The following is a 13066-nucleotide window of genomic DNA, read 5'->3' on the forward strand; positions in this document are numbered from 1 at the left end:
TCAGGGCTGGCGAGCGGGGCTGATGGACGTGAGCCAAGTGCTGGCTCTGCAAATCGGATCTCAGCGCGTTCCAGCCGAAGTGGCGGCTCCCGGTAGCCGTGCAGGGCAGCGAACAGGGCACTGAGGCGCCAGATGAACGCACACCAGATCGCGTAGTTATTCGTAGTATATTGTAGGTGTATGCTAGTTGACTGGAGCAAGCGGGCCGACTACATCGGCGAGCGGCACGGCATCTCTCCGGTCTGGGCGGACGCAGCGGTCAACGACCGTCACGCCGTCTGGCAAGCGCCCGACCCCGCGAGTCGGTCGGGCCTGTCGGTTCGGGTAATCGGCTATTCGCCGGCAGCGCGGGCGGTACTGACCGTGATCTTGATATCCGCCGATGCCGACCCTGATGAGCGCCCGGATGGCGATTGGTGGGGCAGCAATGCCTGGGTATCGAATCAACAGGATAAGAGCCTCTACAGTGAGGAGCAGCAAGAATGAGCAGGATTGATGATTTGCTCGCCGACGAAGGCGCACGCGCGGAGGCCTACTCGGGAGGCCCGGTGCCTGAGCATGTCACCGTAAGCCGTCCGAATCTTGGCCGCCAGACTGTGGTTTCGGTGCGCTTGGCTGCCGATGAGCATGAGCGGCTGAGCCAGGCTGCTCGTAAAGCGGGACTGTCACTGTCGACCCTTATCCGGGTATGGGTCGTTGATCGACTCCACGCCGAAGATCATGGGGATTCAGGAACCGTCGCCGAACGTCTGGCACGGCTCGAGCGCGAAGTATTCAGGCGCCCCGCGTAAACACCGCAGGGTGCAAGCCAAAGCCGGCAAGAGTGCGCCGTTAATCGCCATCGCTCTTCACGAGAAACGGCGCGTCTGTCCGGCGTAACCCTCGCGGCCGAGTACCGCCCCGATGGGGGTAGATTGCGGATTTGTCTCCAATGACGTGCACGTGCATCCCCCGTCAGCGTTGACGGTGACTGAGACTGATATCGGTAAGGAAGTCGACCGCGCCTTGAAGGCCGCGTGGAATGTCCCTGACATGGTCCAAGCCGAGATCACCGGACACCATGTGACGTTGACCGGTCAGGTGCAATGGGATTTTCAGCGTCAAGCCGCCGAGCACGCCATTGAGCATCTTCGGGGCGTGTACTCGGTGACTAACAGGATCTCGCTGGCTGCCCGGGCGGCCGCTCACGACACCGCACAACGTATCAAGAACGCGATCATTCGCAGCGCTCAACTGGACGCGGCCACCATCAATGTCGACGCCTCGGGTAACAAGGTCACCCTGACGGGCACCGTGCGGTCCTGGGCCGAAAAACGGCAAGCAGAATCAGCGGCGTGGTCATCACGGCACGTCACCCATGTCGACAACAAGATCACAGTGCTGGGGCTTTGACCAACCATCCAGACTGCCGGATAGGTCCCATTACAGGCTTGTCCGGCAGTCACTTTAGGCTCTTAAAACCTTGGCGATAAATCCGCTGTTACGTCAGCAAATGACTTCTTCATGCCCAGATCCGCGGACGGGAGAGCGCTTCGTGTTCCAGAGTGGAAAGGAGCGCTTCAGCGCCGGAATTATCAAAACACGACCGCATCCCGCCCCATCGAATGGCGAACACCCAACCGCAGACACAATGATGCGAAAGTGGTTGCGGTGTGTAGGTTGATTCGCGATCAGAATGGTATCTCCAGGCGGCGAACGCGTGCAGTTGACGTCCAGGACGATGTCGGTTGTCGGCGCAATGCGATTGTCGTGGAACGCTTATCTACATGACGGTGAGCAACGGGTTTAGGGGGGCGGTGGGTCGTGGCAGTCTGCCAGCCGTGGAGTATCGATAAGTGATGGCCGTACGGTTTGGTACGAAGCTACCGTCAGTCGGCGACGGCTCGGGATCGGTTGTGTGTCCTTCAGCGATCAGTCGGTGACGAAAGTCCCTCTTCCCCCGGTCGCCGCCCGAGCAAGCTGCGATTACTGCGGCGCGACGGCACCGTGATGGCCCTGAATGCCGTTGCAGCCAAAACTTACATCTCTTCAAGGGAGTAGGGCATGAAGTTGCGGTGGATACCTCCGACCGTGGCGGTGATGTCGCTGATCGCCAGCCTGGTGATAGCGGTCTCGTGCGGTCGAACCGACACCAATTGTCCGAATGGAGAGCAGTGCACGTCGGAGAAGAACGCCCCAGGTGTGGGGGTAGCACCCGCGGACAATAGAAAGCGCGCGGGTCGATTAGTCGATGCCGTAGAACGATGCAAGTACGACATCGAACACAGTGACCCTCCACAGACAAAATGCGATGTGTTCGTCACATGGGATAACAATCGCAAGATCTCCTATCAAGACGCTCAGGAAGAAGCAAAAATACTGCAGCGCAAATCATTGGTGGACGCCATCAATGCTGCCGCCCAGCCGCCGACCCAAGGAATTTGCAAACCCCAACTGGCATGTAACTATTACCTAGGTCAACTCGGAATCATATTGGATATTCCATACTTCCGAGAAAATCGGTATACGGCCGATCAGATGAACAGCTTCCTCAACGAAGCATCAATTGCGGGAAAGTCGGGTAATTGGCTCAAAGTTGGCGAAGGAATCGAACCCGGATCGGGGGTGCAAACACTCGCAAACGAGGGTCGATTCATCGTTGCGTCGTCGCACAGCATACCGGGCGTAGGTTCCCAAGGCGCGCCGCCGTGTGATCCTCAAGCCGACGTGCAAGCCCACGGTGAATCCCTCACCTGTCACGGGCACGTTGCGATTGCCGCCCCGGATTACCTCGATAAAGAGTCGGACCCAGACCTCGCGGGCCGTCGCGGTCCCTGGATTCGATATGCCATATTGAACGGCACACCGCACACGGCGAAGAGCACCCGAACGAGCAAGACATTCGGTCCTAGTGTTACTCCTCCAATTTGGGTCGAATACATAGGTAAGGATTGGCACGCGCCGGTCAAAGAATTTAAGCCGCCCTGCGTTGATTTGGATGGTGACGGTAAATGCGACAACTTACCCAGCGGCGGACCAAACCCGCCAAAACCGACACCCGTGTGTGTTGCGTGTGACCAGGGTTATCACTGCGAACACAACCCAGAGCGATGCGTGAGAGACTCGACCACTCCGGTGGTTACCACGCCACCGATATCTACACCTCCCAGCGTATCGACGACCACGACGACCACAACTCCCCAAGAACATGCCTGATCTGCGGCGCTGTCATACCTTCGCCCCTGTTCACTGTCCTTGGATGCCAAGGACGTTGCTGTCATGACGAAGGCGGCCGGATCGGCTACTACTGGGTGGGTCGAGCAGTTGAAGCGCTGGGTTAGGCCCGCCCTGGTAGTTCTCACCGTCGGTACGTTGGCCGCCGGGCGCAGCCGCCTGGTTGGCCGGGTCGTCCCCGGTGGCCGACAAGTGTTGGGCGGTGGGAACAATGATCGCCATCGTGCCGGCATGGGTCTGGTACTGGCCGCGCTGCGCCGCCGCCATGCCGGGATTGACCCATCGCGGTCTTGTCTCTCGTCGGCACCCTGCTGGTGCATGAATATCGCTGGGCGTTGATTGCGGTGATGCTCGCCGGAGGCCGAGCGCTGGAGGCGGCAGCCGAGCAACGGGCCTCTCGCGACCGGCGGGTATCAAATCGAGGAGCTCGGTCGCCCGGACACTCCCTGACTGTTCTCACACAAGACAACCGTTTGAGAAGACGACATACTGACGACGTATCAATGAGAAAACGACGATTTTGGTGAGAACCTGCGCGACGACTGACTGAGGTGTCTGTCACCCAAAAACTTCCGGGAACCTCCGCGAGCGCGGCAACGTTGAGCAAGGCAGACTCAACTACTACGCGGTATGGACGCGGACGGACGTTAAGGAGAAGGACATGGCGCTGTTGCTTCGAGAAGCCATCGGCGACACCCTGCGGAGCGCACGTTCCGGGCAGGGCAAGACGCTGCGGGAGGTGTCGGACACCGCGCGGGTCAGCCTCGGTTACCTGTCCGAGGTAGAACGCGGTCGGAAGGAAGCCTCCAGCGAGCTGCTGGCGGCGATCTGCGGCGCGCTCGAGGTCCCGCTCTCGCAGGTGTTGTCCGAGGTCAGCGTGAGACTGGCGCGGCGCGAGGCTCCGGCCGCGGTTCCGCAGCCCGCGGCGACGTCGGCGGCCGGTTCCCTGGGTGGGATCGACGTCGCCACCAAGGTGGTCATTCCCCAGGTTCGCGCAATGGCGGCCGCCTAACTACTGTGGCGGTCGCATTGTTTTGCGCCCCCCGTAGGGGGTGTGGGGATCGACGTGCAACAGATAAGTTGGGACCCACGCAGTCGTAGGCAGCGACGACTACCGGCATCCAAGCAGAAGGCGGATCGATCCCATGGCTAACCCGTTCGTCAAGGCGTGGAAGTACCTGATGGCACTGTTCAACGCGAAGATCGACGAGAACGCAGACCCGAAGGTACAGATTCAGCAGGCCATTGAAGAGGCGCAGCGGAACCACCAGGCGCTCTCGCAGCAGGCCGCCTCGGTCATCGGGAATCAGCGCCAGCTGGAGATGCGACTCAACCGTCAGCTTGCCGACGTCGAGAAGCTGCAGGTCAACGTTCGCCAGGCCCTGACCTTGGCCGACCAGGCGAACACCGCGGGCGACACAGCGAAGGCGACCGAGTACAACAACGCCGCCGAGGCTTTCGCCGCGCAGCTGGTCACCGCCGAACAGAGCGTCGAGGATCTCAAGGCTCTGCACGATCAGGCGCTCGCCGCCGCAGCCCAGGCCAAAAAGGCCGTCGAGCAGAACGCGATGATGCTGCAGCAGCGCATCGCCGAGCGCACCAAGCTACTGAGCCAGCTGGAGCAGGCCAAGATGCAAGAGCAGGTATCCGCCTCGTTGCGGTCGATGAGTGAGCTGGCCGCTCCCGGTAACACCCCGAGCCTGGACGAGGTGCGCGACAAGATCGAGCGCCGCTATGCCAACGCCCTGGGCTCGGCCGAGCTGGCGCAGAATTCCGTGCAGGGCCGCATGATCGAGGTGGAGCAGGCCAGTGTGCAGATGGCCGGGCATTCGCGCCTGGAACAGATCCGCGCCTCCATGAAGGGTGAGGCACTCCCCGCAGGGGGTACCGCGATCCCGGCGCCTGCGACGGCAACCGAGCAGGCCAACCCGGCCAACCCGCTGGGTCAGCAGTAACTTTCTTCTCTCAAAATCCGCCGAGGGTGCGCGCCAGCGCTCACCCTCGGCGGATTTGTTGTATCGACATTCGCACTCGGCGGACGCCGAATTTTCGGGCACAATGTGAACATGACACCCCAACCGCCTCGCCGCGCCGCGGTGCACGGAGGTTGGGAGCAGCTGCTGCGCCGCCTGGCCACCAACGTCAACGATCTGGGTGAGGAGCTCGCGGCACGAATGCGCGCGATGTCCGACAAACGCGAGAAGTTGTTGCGAAAGCGGCTGCGAGCCAAGCGCTGGAGTATCCGCTGGGCGCTGGCCTGCGCCGCCGGTCTGCTGGTGACCACGGTGCTCGCCACCACCGGCGCACCACCCTGGCTGTTGATCATCCCGGCGCTGCTGACGGCCGGATGTGCGATTCCAGCCACCTATCTGTTCGTGCGGTACCGCGTTCTCAAGGCCGAGCCGCTGCCACCACCGCGTCCCGGGGTAGAGCGGCGGCTGCCCCCCTTCGGGTCGTCGGCCCGGCCACCGATGGCGGCCCTGGACGCGGCCGAGCGTTCACTTTTCTCCCTGCTCGGCGTGGTCGAGCGCGGCAACATGATTCCCGACAGCGAAGGGCGGCAGGTTCTTTCGGCCGCCAACCAGGCCGCCTATGTGATGGCCGCCACCGCCAAGGAAGTGGTGTCCATGGAGCGGGCCGCTGTCGAGGCTCCGCACACACGCGAATACCTGCAGCCGACCATCAATGCCTTCACCGTGCAGCTCGATACAGGCGTACGCCAGTACAACGAGTTGGTCACCGCGGCAGCGCAATTGGTCTCGGCGGGCAATGGTGGCGCGGTGATTGCGTCGCCGCTGTCGCGGGGTCCGCTCTTCGAGGATCTGGTGCAGGCCACCGATCGTCTCACCGGATGGGCCGGCGCGCTCGATGAGCTTGGGCAGCTGTCAGGGTAATCCCCGATCTTTCCCTGATCTTCGGCGTTCAGGCTTCCTCAGGCGCCAATTGTCCTGCCAGGCTTCTGCTATCGCGGCAAGTTGAGAGAACGGTGGGTACCTGTGTTGTGGAAAATCATTGGCGTGCTGCTGGTCGTATGGCTGGCATTCCTGGTGGTGGGTGCCATCTTCAAGCTTGTGGTCCCGATGCTTGTGGTCGGCGTGCTGATTCTCGGTGGAGTGCTGCTGTACCGCGCGGTGACGGAATCGGACAAGACTCCGCTGCCGTGAGATTCAGAGCTTCGGGCGCAGAGCGGGAACAACGATTCCCAGGATGCCGCGGGCGAGGCCTTTGGTGAGGTTCCAGACGTCCGCGTAGTCGCGCCAGAGTGTGACCTTGCCATCCGCGGAAAGCTCGGTGACACCGCACACCCAGAACGCAATGTGCAGCCGGCCCACGATGATGACATCGGTGCGCTCCGTCATCACTGTGTTGCCGTTGACGGTGATCCGGTGGATTTTGACGTCGAAACCGGCGCCCGGCAGATTCAGCGAGGACAAGGCCCGCATCACCGTTATGCGCCCCCGCACCGTGGGCAGACCCACATTTTCCCAGCGCACGGTGTCAGCGAGCAGCGCATCGAGGGCCGGCAGGTCGCTGCGGCGCATCGCGTCCCAGAATCCCTCGACGATCTCGATGGGGGCAGTGATGGCGAGCGTCTCTGTCATGAGGCAACGGTAGACACGCGGCGACGCTCAGAGAAGGGGTGCGTCCAGAGATCGGGGTGCGGCCCAAGGGAGCCTGGACCGGTTCGTAGGCCGACTAGCGGTCAGAAACTCGGTCGCAGCGCCGGCAACGGGATGGCGATCAGGCCGCGGAGCGTCGCCTTGAACATGTCGAACATGTCGAAGTAGTCGCGCCACAGGGTGATAGTGCCCCGATCGGAAACCTCGAAGACGCCGCAGACCCAGAACTGCAACCGCAGCGGGCCGAGGACGATGGCATCGTGGCGTTCATTCATCACGGTGTTGCCGTTGGTGGTGGTGCGATGGATCTGCACCTCGAAACCGAACCCGGGGCGTTTGAGTGGCTCGAACACCTTGAGTGCGGCGCGACGCCCATGGATCGTCGGTAGGCCCACGTTCTGATAGACGAGATTCTCGTCCAGGACACTTTCCGCAAAGTCGGTGTCACCGTTCTGGGCGGCTTCCAGGAAGCGGGTGACGGTCTGCGCCGGGGTGAGGGCTGCCAGTTCCAGCGTGCTGTAGGTCATGCGTTTCACGGTAGTCCGAATCGCTGTGGCAGGGTAGGGCGGTGCGTGTCGCCGTGGTTGCCGGTCCCGATCCGGGGCATGCCTTTCCCGCCATCGCGTTATGCCTGAAATTCGCCGCCGCCGGCCACGATCCGGTGCTGCTGACCGGGACACGCTGGCTGGAGCAGGCCCGTGCCGTCGGGCTCGAGTCGGTGGAGCTGTTGGGGCTGCAGCCCCGGGTTGCCGACGATGACACGGACGCGGGCGCCAAGATCCATCAGCGGGCCGCCCACATGGCGCTGGCCAACCTGGATCAGCTCAGGGACCTGGCGCCGGATCTCATCGTGTCCGATGTCATCACCGCCTGTGGTGGGATGGTCGCCGAGCTGCTCGGTGTGCCGTGGGTGGAGCTCAATCCACATCCGCTCTACCTGCCCTCAAAAGGTTTGCCGCCTTTGGGAAGTGGACTGGCTCCCGGCGAGGGTTGGCGCGGCAGACTGCGCGATGGGGTGATGCGCCGGTTGACACAAAGATCAATCGACGAAGGGCTGCGGCAACGTTCGCAGGCGCGGGTCGCGATCGGCTTGCCCGCGCGTGACCCTGGGCCTGTTCGACGGTTGATCGCGACGCTGCCGGCCCTTGAGGTGCCCCGCCCCGACTGGCCGCGGGAGGCGGTGTTGGTGGGGCCGCTGCACTGGGAACCTACCGACGTTGTGCTGCAACCGCCTTCGGGCCCGGGTCCCGTGGTGGTGATCGCGCCGTCAACGGCCTTCACCGGGGCCGAGGGGATGACCGAACTGGCGGTGCAGGCCTTGGATTCGGCAGGTGCGCGGGTGGTTGTTTCGGCTCTGGATCCGCCCGCTTCGGGGTTGCCGGCGTGGGCGGTCGCCGGGCTGGCTCGGCAGGATCTATTGCTGGCGGGTGCCGATTTAGCCATTTGTGGTGGGGGGCATGGGTTTTTAAGTAAGGCGCTGCTTGCCGGGGTGCCGGCCGTGGTGGTTCCCGGTGGTGGCGATCAGTGGGAGCTCGCGAATCGTGTTGTGCGGCAAGGTAGCGCTGAGTTGGTCCGTCCGCTCAACCGGGATTCACTGGCCGCCGCGATTGGCCGCGTGTTGGGGGAGCGGCGCTATACCGAGGCCGCCCGCCGGGCGGCCGCAGGCGCCGTGGACGTCACTGATCCGGTACGGGTGTGCCAGGACGCGGTCGCGGCCCTAAAGTGACCGTGTGCGTCTGACGGAATTTCATGAGCTGGTCACCGGTCGGTTCGGTGCGGTCTACGGCTCGTCCGTACTGGTCGACCACGTGCTGACCGCGATGGGCGGACGCACTGCGGCACAGGCCGTCGAAGATGGGGCAGAACCCCGTGACGTGTGGCGGGCGCTGTGCGCCGATTTCGACGTGCCGCGTGACCAGTGGTGAATCCGTGGTGACACGCCGGCCCGGCGCGCCTGCTTGATTCGAACAGGTGTTCGCACTAATGTCATGAATGTTCGCGCGATGGTTTGCGCAGGTCAGCCACTTGTCGGTGGCCTGTTCTAGCGTCTGCCTCAACCGATCGAAGACCTGATCTTCGAACATGACCACGAAACGGAGAACACCATGGCGCAGGCACCGGATCGCGAGAAGGCTCTCGAGCTCGCGCTCGCACAAATCGACAAGAGCTTCGGCAAGGGCTCGGTCATGCGGCTGGGTGACGAGGTGCGTCAGCCCATCTCCGTGATCCCGACCGGATCCATCGCACTGGATGTGGCGCTGGGCATCGGCGGTCTGCCGCGCGGCCGGGTAGTCGAGATCTATGGCCCGGAATCCTCGGGTAAGACCACCGTGGCACTGCACGCCGTTGCCAACGCGCAAGCCGCCGGCGGTATCGCCGCGTTTATCGACGCCGAGCACGCACTCGACCCGGAATACGCCAAGAAGCTTGGTGTAGATACCGACTCGCTGCTCGTGTCCCAGCCGGATACCGGTGAGCAGGCGCTGGAAATTGCCGACATGCTGGTGCGCTCCGGCGCCATCTCCCTCATCGTCATCGACTCGGTGGCCGCGCTGGTGCCGCGCGCCGAAATCGAAGGCGAGATGGGCGATAGCCACGTCGGCCTGCAGGCCCGCTTGATGAGCCAGGCCCTGCGCAAGATGACCGGTGCCCTCAACAACTCGGGCACCACCGCGATCTTCATCAACCAGCTGCGCGAGAAGATCGGTGTGATGTTCGGTTCGCCCGAAACCACCACGGGTGGTAAGGCCTTGAAGTTCTACTCCTCGGTGCGCCTTGATGTGCGCCGTATCGAGACCCTCAAGGATGGCACCGATGCGGTGGGTAACCGTACCCGCGTCAAGGTCGTCAAGAACAAGGTGTCACCGCCGTTCAAGCAGGCCGAGTTCGACATCCTCTACGGCAAGGGCATCTCCAAGGAAGGGTCGCTCATTGACATGGGCGTGGAGCATGGCTTCATCCGTAAGTCCGGTTCCTGGTTCACCTATGAGGGTGAGCAGCTGGGCCAGGGCAAGGAGAACGCCCGCAACTTCTTGTTGGAGAACGTTGATGTGGCCAACGAGATCGAGAAGAAGATCAAGGAAAAGCTCGGTATCGGAGCGGTGCTGACCAATGACGAAGTCGTCCCGGCCCCAGTCGATTTCTGATCCTCTGTCCGAGTTGGGTTCTCAAGAATCCCTAGACGAACTGCGAGCCCGGGTCGCGTCGGTCCCCGAAGCCCCGACGCGTGAACCTGTTGACTCGCGGGACGAGCAGGCGTGGTCATATTGCCTTCGCCTGTTGACAAGTCGGGCGCGTACCCGCGCCGAGCTGACCGAGAGGTTGACTCGGCGCGGGTACCCCGATGACCTTTCCGATCGAATCATGGAACGGCTGATTGCCGCCGGACTGGTCAATGACGCCGACTTTGCCACCCAATGGGTGCAATCCCGGCATACCTATTCCGGAAAAGGCAAGCGCGCCTTGGCTGCAGAGCTTCGAACCAAGGGAGTCTCGGCCGAGAACGCGCAGGCAGCGCTGTCCCAGATAGATGGAGATGCCGAGCGTGTGCGGGCGGCACAGCTCGTGGACAAGAAACTTCGGTCGGAAAATCTGGACGACGGCGGCGTCAAAGCCGCGCGACGATTGGTCGCCATGCTCGCGCGTCGTGGATACGGCCAGTCCATGGCATATGACGTGGTGAAGAACGCGCTTGCTTCGGAAAAGGACCGACGCAACGTCGGATGACTGAAGCGATCGCTACAAACCGAACGGGCGGGCTGGGGGATTAGGCGGTGGGTCGCCTTCATCGGCGCCAGTGGATCGCATACTCATAGACGCCTCGGCCGTCGGTGACTGCACGCCCGGCAGGCACGGTACTTGGCGGGAGATCGTCTTGAATGGGCCGATCTCGGTGTCCTCATTGAGCATCGGCAGCGGGCCGCAGTTGCCCTTGAAATGTGCATCCATGGTGAATGGGGTCGGATTCACGCAGGTCAGGTTCATTCCGATGGGCGTCGCGACCTGCAGGCAGTCGAAGTTCAGGGGAGCGCCGTAGGCCACCGGTGCGCCCGTGAGCGCTGCCCCTGTGCATGCTGCTCCGAAAACGGCAGACACGCCGATGGTCAATACGATGTTCCGCATGGTGACTATGGTAACGAAGTGATACCTGTTACGTAATACTCCGATTGTGATAGTTGAGTAAGAATCTATCCTGTGGTGCGGCTGTGAAGATTGATCACATGTTCTTGGCGTAGTGCCGTGCGGCCTTCGCCCTGTTTCCGCAGGTCGCCATGGAATGCCACCGGCGGGCGCCGTTCTTGGATGTGTCGTAGAAGAACAACACGCACTGCGGATGGGCGCACTGTTTGATCCGATCAGGGGACTCGGACAGCAGGGTGAGCAGATTATCGGCGGCGAGCCAACCGGGAAGCCTGTGCGATTCGGGAACCTCGGCGGTGTCGGTCGGCCCGTCGACGGTCAGCGAGCGGCGGATTGCGCCGCGCGACAGTACGGCGTTGATGTCATCGATCTGAGAATCTTTCACCGCGCGGTAGATGGCGTCACGCGCGGTGAGCAATGCCTCCAGTGTCTGGTCATCGGCCGCGCAGCGATCGTGAAGATTGTTGGTGTGCAACCAGATTCGCAGACCGTCGAGGTCGGACAGTAGATCCTGCGGTCCATCGCCACTCATCCACCGGGTGTTCAGCAGGTCCAGTGCAAGTGGTTCGCCGAGATGGGGGCGTGGATCGGACATGGCCTGAGGTTAGCCGCCTCCCTGTGTAGCGAGTCTGTGCCAGAAATTCTAACCGATAAAAAAATATAGATGGTTGACAGTATTGTCGGCCCCGATTACGGTCTAACCGGTAAGAGTAATTTGTCGGTTAGGAAGGATTGTTCATGAGCGCAGCCATCGCACCCCGCGTGGTCACCGGTCACGTCGGGCTGAACGTCAGTGATCTGCAGCGGTCTGTCGCGTTCTATCGCCAGGCGTTCGGATTCGAGCAGCTCGCCGCCAGCACAGATGGCGCGCAGCGCTTCGCTTTCCTCGGGTTCGATGCGGGCCCCGTGCTCACCCTGTGGGAACAGAGCAGCGGGGAATTCTCGCCGGGCACACCGGGCTTACATCATTTGTCATTCCAAGTGGATTCTGTACAGCAGGTGCAACAGGTGGAAGCGGTCCTGAAGGAACTGTCGACGGTGTTTGTGCACGACGGCGTCGTCGCGCACCGGGAAGGCGCGTCCTCCGGCGGAATCTTCTTCACCGATCCCGATGGGATTCGTCTTGAGGTATTCGCGGCCACGGGCATTGAGCCACACTCGGCACCTACGGGCGACACTCCGACATGCGGGTTCTTCTGAGATGACCTATCACGCCGGCGAGCTTGCCGTCCAGCGTCGAATGGGTCAGTCCGACGACGCCATTCGGGTCGGCCGGATCATTTCGGCGGAAATGCCGGAGGTTGCGGCGGCCTTTCTCGCCGCCCAGCCGCTGGTATTTGTCTCGGCGCGGGATGAGGGTGGCCGCATGTGGGCCAGTCAGATTGTCGGTCCACCCGGCTTCGCGCACGCCATTGACGCTCGAACAATCGCGATCGAGGGTATGCCGGTCTACGGTGATCCGCTGGCCGAGGCGCTGCGATCGGAACGCAAGATCGGAATGATCGCATTGCAACCGCAACGTCGCCGCCGGATGCGTGTCAATGGCACAGCGGTGCCGTCGGGAGAGGGGCTGATCGTCTCCACCGACCAGGTGTATTCGAATTGCCCCAAGTACATTGCTCGGCGCGATGTCTCAGGCATCGGTTCCGGACTGCCCGGTGAAACGCGCCGTGGGACTTCCCTGGACGCCGGTCAACGGCAGACGGTGTCGGCGACGGACACCTTCATCATCGGCACGGCCGACGGCGAGGGCAATGCCGATGCATCGCATCGGGGTGGCAATCCCGGTTTTCTGCAGGTGCTCTCACCAAGCCTGCTGCGCTGGCCCGATTACCTGGGTAATTCGATGTTCATGACATTGGGGAATCTGCATGTCGATCCGCGGTGCGGTCTGCTGATCCCGAACTGGCACAACGGATCGACAGTACAACTCGCCGGAACGGCACGCCTGAATTGGGACGAGGGCACCTTCGCCCCGGGAGCGCAGTGCTCGGTCGACTTCACCATCGAGGAGGTTGTTGAGACCATCAATGCCAGCCCGCTGCGGTGGGGGGATGCTGAACCCTCGCCCGCCAATCCACCGCTGTAGACAA

The 13066-nt window shown here is 62.4% G+C and carries 18 protein-coding genes and 1 pseudogene; 15 read left to right on the top strand and 4 right to left on the bottom strand.

Annotation, left to right across the window (positions count from 1 at the left end; all coding sequences use genetic code 11):
• Window positions 1-180 precede the first annotated feature (180 nt).
• The 9 genes and pseudogenes from B4393_RS13720 (at window position 181) to B4393_RS27205 (ending at window position 6377) form a co-directional block, all read left to right on the top strand.
• Window positions 181-486 (top strand): hypothetical protein, encoded by a 306-nt coding sequence (locus B4393_RS13720; RefSeq protein ID WP_055581544.1) that lies wholly within the window; start codon window positions 181-183, stop codon window positions 484-486.
• The gene (locus B4393_RS13725; protein WP_197419993.1) at window positions 483-791 is read left to right on the top strand and encodes a plasmid mobilization protein; all 309 of its coding nucleotides are present in this window, start codon (window positions 483-485) and stop codon (window positions 789-791) included. The genes B4393_RS13720 and B4393_RS13725 overlap by 4 nt, the downstream gene beginning before the upstream one ends.
• Window positions 792-966: 175 nt before the next feature.
• Complete coding sequence (locus B4393_RS13730) at window positions 967-1392, top strand: BON domain-containing protein (RefSeq protein WP_236743162.1); 426 nt, start codon at window positions 967-969, stop codon at window positions 1390-1392.
• A gap of 651 nt (window positions 1393-2043) precedes the next feature.
• A complete protein-coding gene (locus tag B4393_RS27470) occupies window positions 2044-3195 on the top strand; it encodes a hypothetical protein (RefSeq protein ID WP_133052530.1) in 1152 nt (383 codons plus the stop codon).
• 63 nt (window positions 3196-3258) lie between these two features.
• Window positions 3259-3623, top strand: a pseudogene (locus B4393_RS27475) (heavy metal translocating P-type ATPase); the annotation flags it as partial.
• 251 nt (window positions 3624-3874) lie between these two features.
• Window positions 3875-4225, top strand: a complete 351-nt coding sequence (locus B4393_RS13740; RefSeq protein ID WP_078334591.1) for a helix-turn-helix domain-containing protein — start codon at window positions 3875-3877, stop codon at window positions 4223-4225.
• A 133-nt stretch (window positions 4226-4358) separates the two neighbouring features.
• Window positions 4359-5168 carry a phage shock protein PspA gene (gene pspA, locus B4393_RS13745; protein WP_070940120.1) on the top strand — a complete coding sequence of 270 codons (810 nt, stop codon included), beginning with the start codon at window positions 4359-4361 and terminating at the stop codon, window positions 5166-5168.
• 111 nt (window positions 5169-5279) lie between these two features.
• The gene (pspM, locus tag B4393_RS13750; RefSeq protein WP_109558313.1) at window positions 5280-6107 is read left to right on the top strand and encodes a phage shock envelope stress response protein PspM; all 828 of its coding nucleotides are present in this window, start codon (window positions 5280-5282) and stop codon (window positions 6105-6107) included.
• A gap of 102 nt (window positions 6108-6209) precedes the next feature.
• Window positions 6210-6377 (top strand): hypothetical protein, encoded by a 168-nt coding sequence (locus B4393_RS27205; RefSeq protein ID WP_165758459.1) that lies wholly within the window; start codon window positions 6210-6212, stop codon window positions 6375-6377.
• 3 nt (window positions 6378-6380) lie between these two features.
• On the opposite strand, the gene B4393_RS13755 is transcribed toward B4393_RS27205, so the two are convergent.
• Both B4393_RS13755 and B4393_RS13760 read right to left on the bottom strand, forming a co-directional pair.
• On the bottom strand, window positions 6381-6815 hold the full coding sequence (locus B4393_RS13755; protein WP_078334593.1) for a limonene-1,2-epoxide hydrolase family protein: 435 nt from the start codon (window positions 6813-6815) through the stop codon (window positions 6381-6383).
• A 101-nt stretch (window positions 6816-6916) separates the two neighbouring features.
• On the bottom strand, window positions 6917-7360 hold the full coding sequence (locus B4393_RS13760; RefSeq protein ID WP_070940117.1) for a limonene-1,2-epoxide hydrolase family protein: 444 nt from the start codon (window positions 7358-7360) through the stop codon (window positions 6917-6919).
• 41 nt (window positions 7361-7401) lie between these two features.
• Between B4393_RS13760 and B4393_RS13765 the strand changes: the two genes are divergently transcribed.
• The 4 genes from B4393_RS13765 (at window position 7402) to recX (ending at window position 10559) form a co-directional block, all read left to right on the top strand.
• Window positions 7402-8559, top strand: a complete 1158-nt coding sequence (locus B4393_RS13765) for a glycosyltransferase (RefSeq protein WP_078334594.1) — start codon at window positions 7402-7404, stop codon at window positions 8557-8559.
• Between the two features lie 4 nt (window positions 8560-8563).
• Window positions 8564-8758, top strand: coding sequence for a DUF3046 domain-containing protein (locus tag B4393_RS13770; protein ID WP_070940115.1), 195 nt, complete (start codon window positions 8564-8566; stop codon window positions 8756-8758).
• Window positions 8759-8938: 180 nt separating this feature from the next.
• On the top strand, window positions 8939-9979 hold the full coding sequence (recA, locus tag B4393_RS13775; protein WP_070940111.1) for a recombinase RecA: 1041 nt from the start codon (window positions 8939-8941) through the stop codon (window positions 9977-9979).
• A complete protein-coding gene (gene recX / locus B4393_RS13780; RefSeq protein ID WP_078334595.1) occupies window positions 9945-10559 on the top strand; it encodes a recombination regulator RecX in 615 nt (204 codons plus the stop codon). Before recA ends, recX begins: the two co-directional genes overlap by 35 nt.
• 12 nt (window positions 10560-10571) lie before the next feature.
• Here the strand turns inward: recX and B4393_RS13785 are convergent, their stop codons facing one another.
• Window positions 10572-10955, bottom strand: a complete 384-nt coding sequence (locus B4393_RS13785) for a hypothetical protein (protein ID WP_070940109.1) — start codon at window positions 10953-10955, stop codon at window positions 10572-10574.
• 94 nt (window positions 10956-11049) lie between these two features.
• Window positions 11050-11568: a CGNR zinc finger domain-containing protein gene (locus B4393_RS13790; protein ID WP_078278099.1), complete on the bottom strand. Its 519-nt coding sequence runs from the start codon at window positions 11566-11568 to the stop codon at window positions 11050-11052.
• Between the two features lie 143 nt (window positions 11569-11711).
• Here B4393_RS13790 and B4393_RS13795 point away from each other — a divergent pair, with 143 nt between their 5' ends.
• On the top strand, window positions 11712-12173 hold the full coding sequence (locus B4393_RS13795; protein WP_078334596.1) for a VOC family protein: 462 nt from the start codon (window positions 11712-11714) through the stop codon (window positions 12171-12173).
• A gap of 1 nt (window position 12174) precedes the next feature.
• Complete coding sequence (locus B4393_RS13800; RefSeq protein WP_078334597.1) at window positions 12175-13062, top strand: pyridoxamine 5'-phosphate oxidase family protein; 888 nt, start codon at window positions 12175-12177, stop codon at window positions 13060-13062.
• The last annotated feature ends 4 nt before the right edge of the window (window positions 13063-13066 follow it).

Source organism: Mycobacteroides franklinii (assembly GCF_002013895.1).
Lineage (GTDB): Bacteria > Actinomycetota > Actinomycetes > Mycobacteriales > Mycobacteriaceae > Mycobacterium > Mycobacterium franklinii.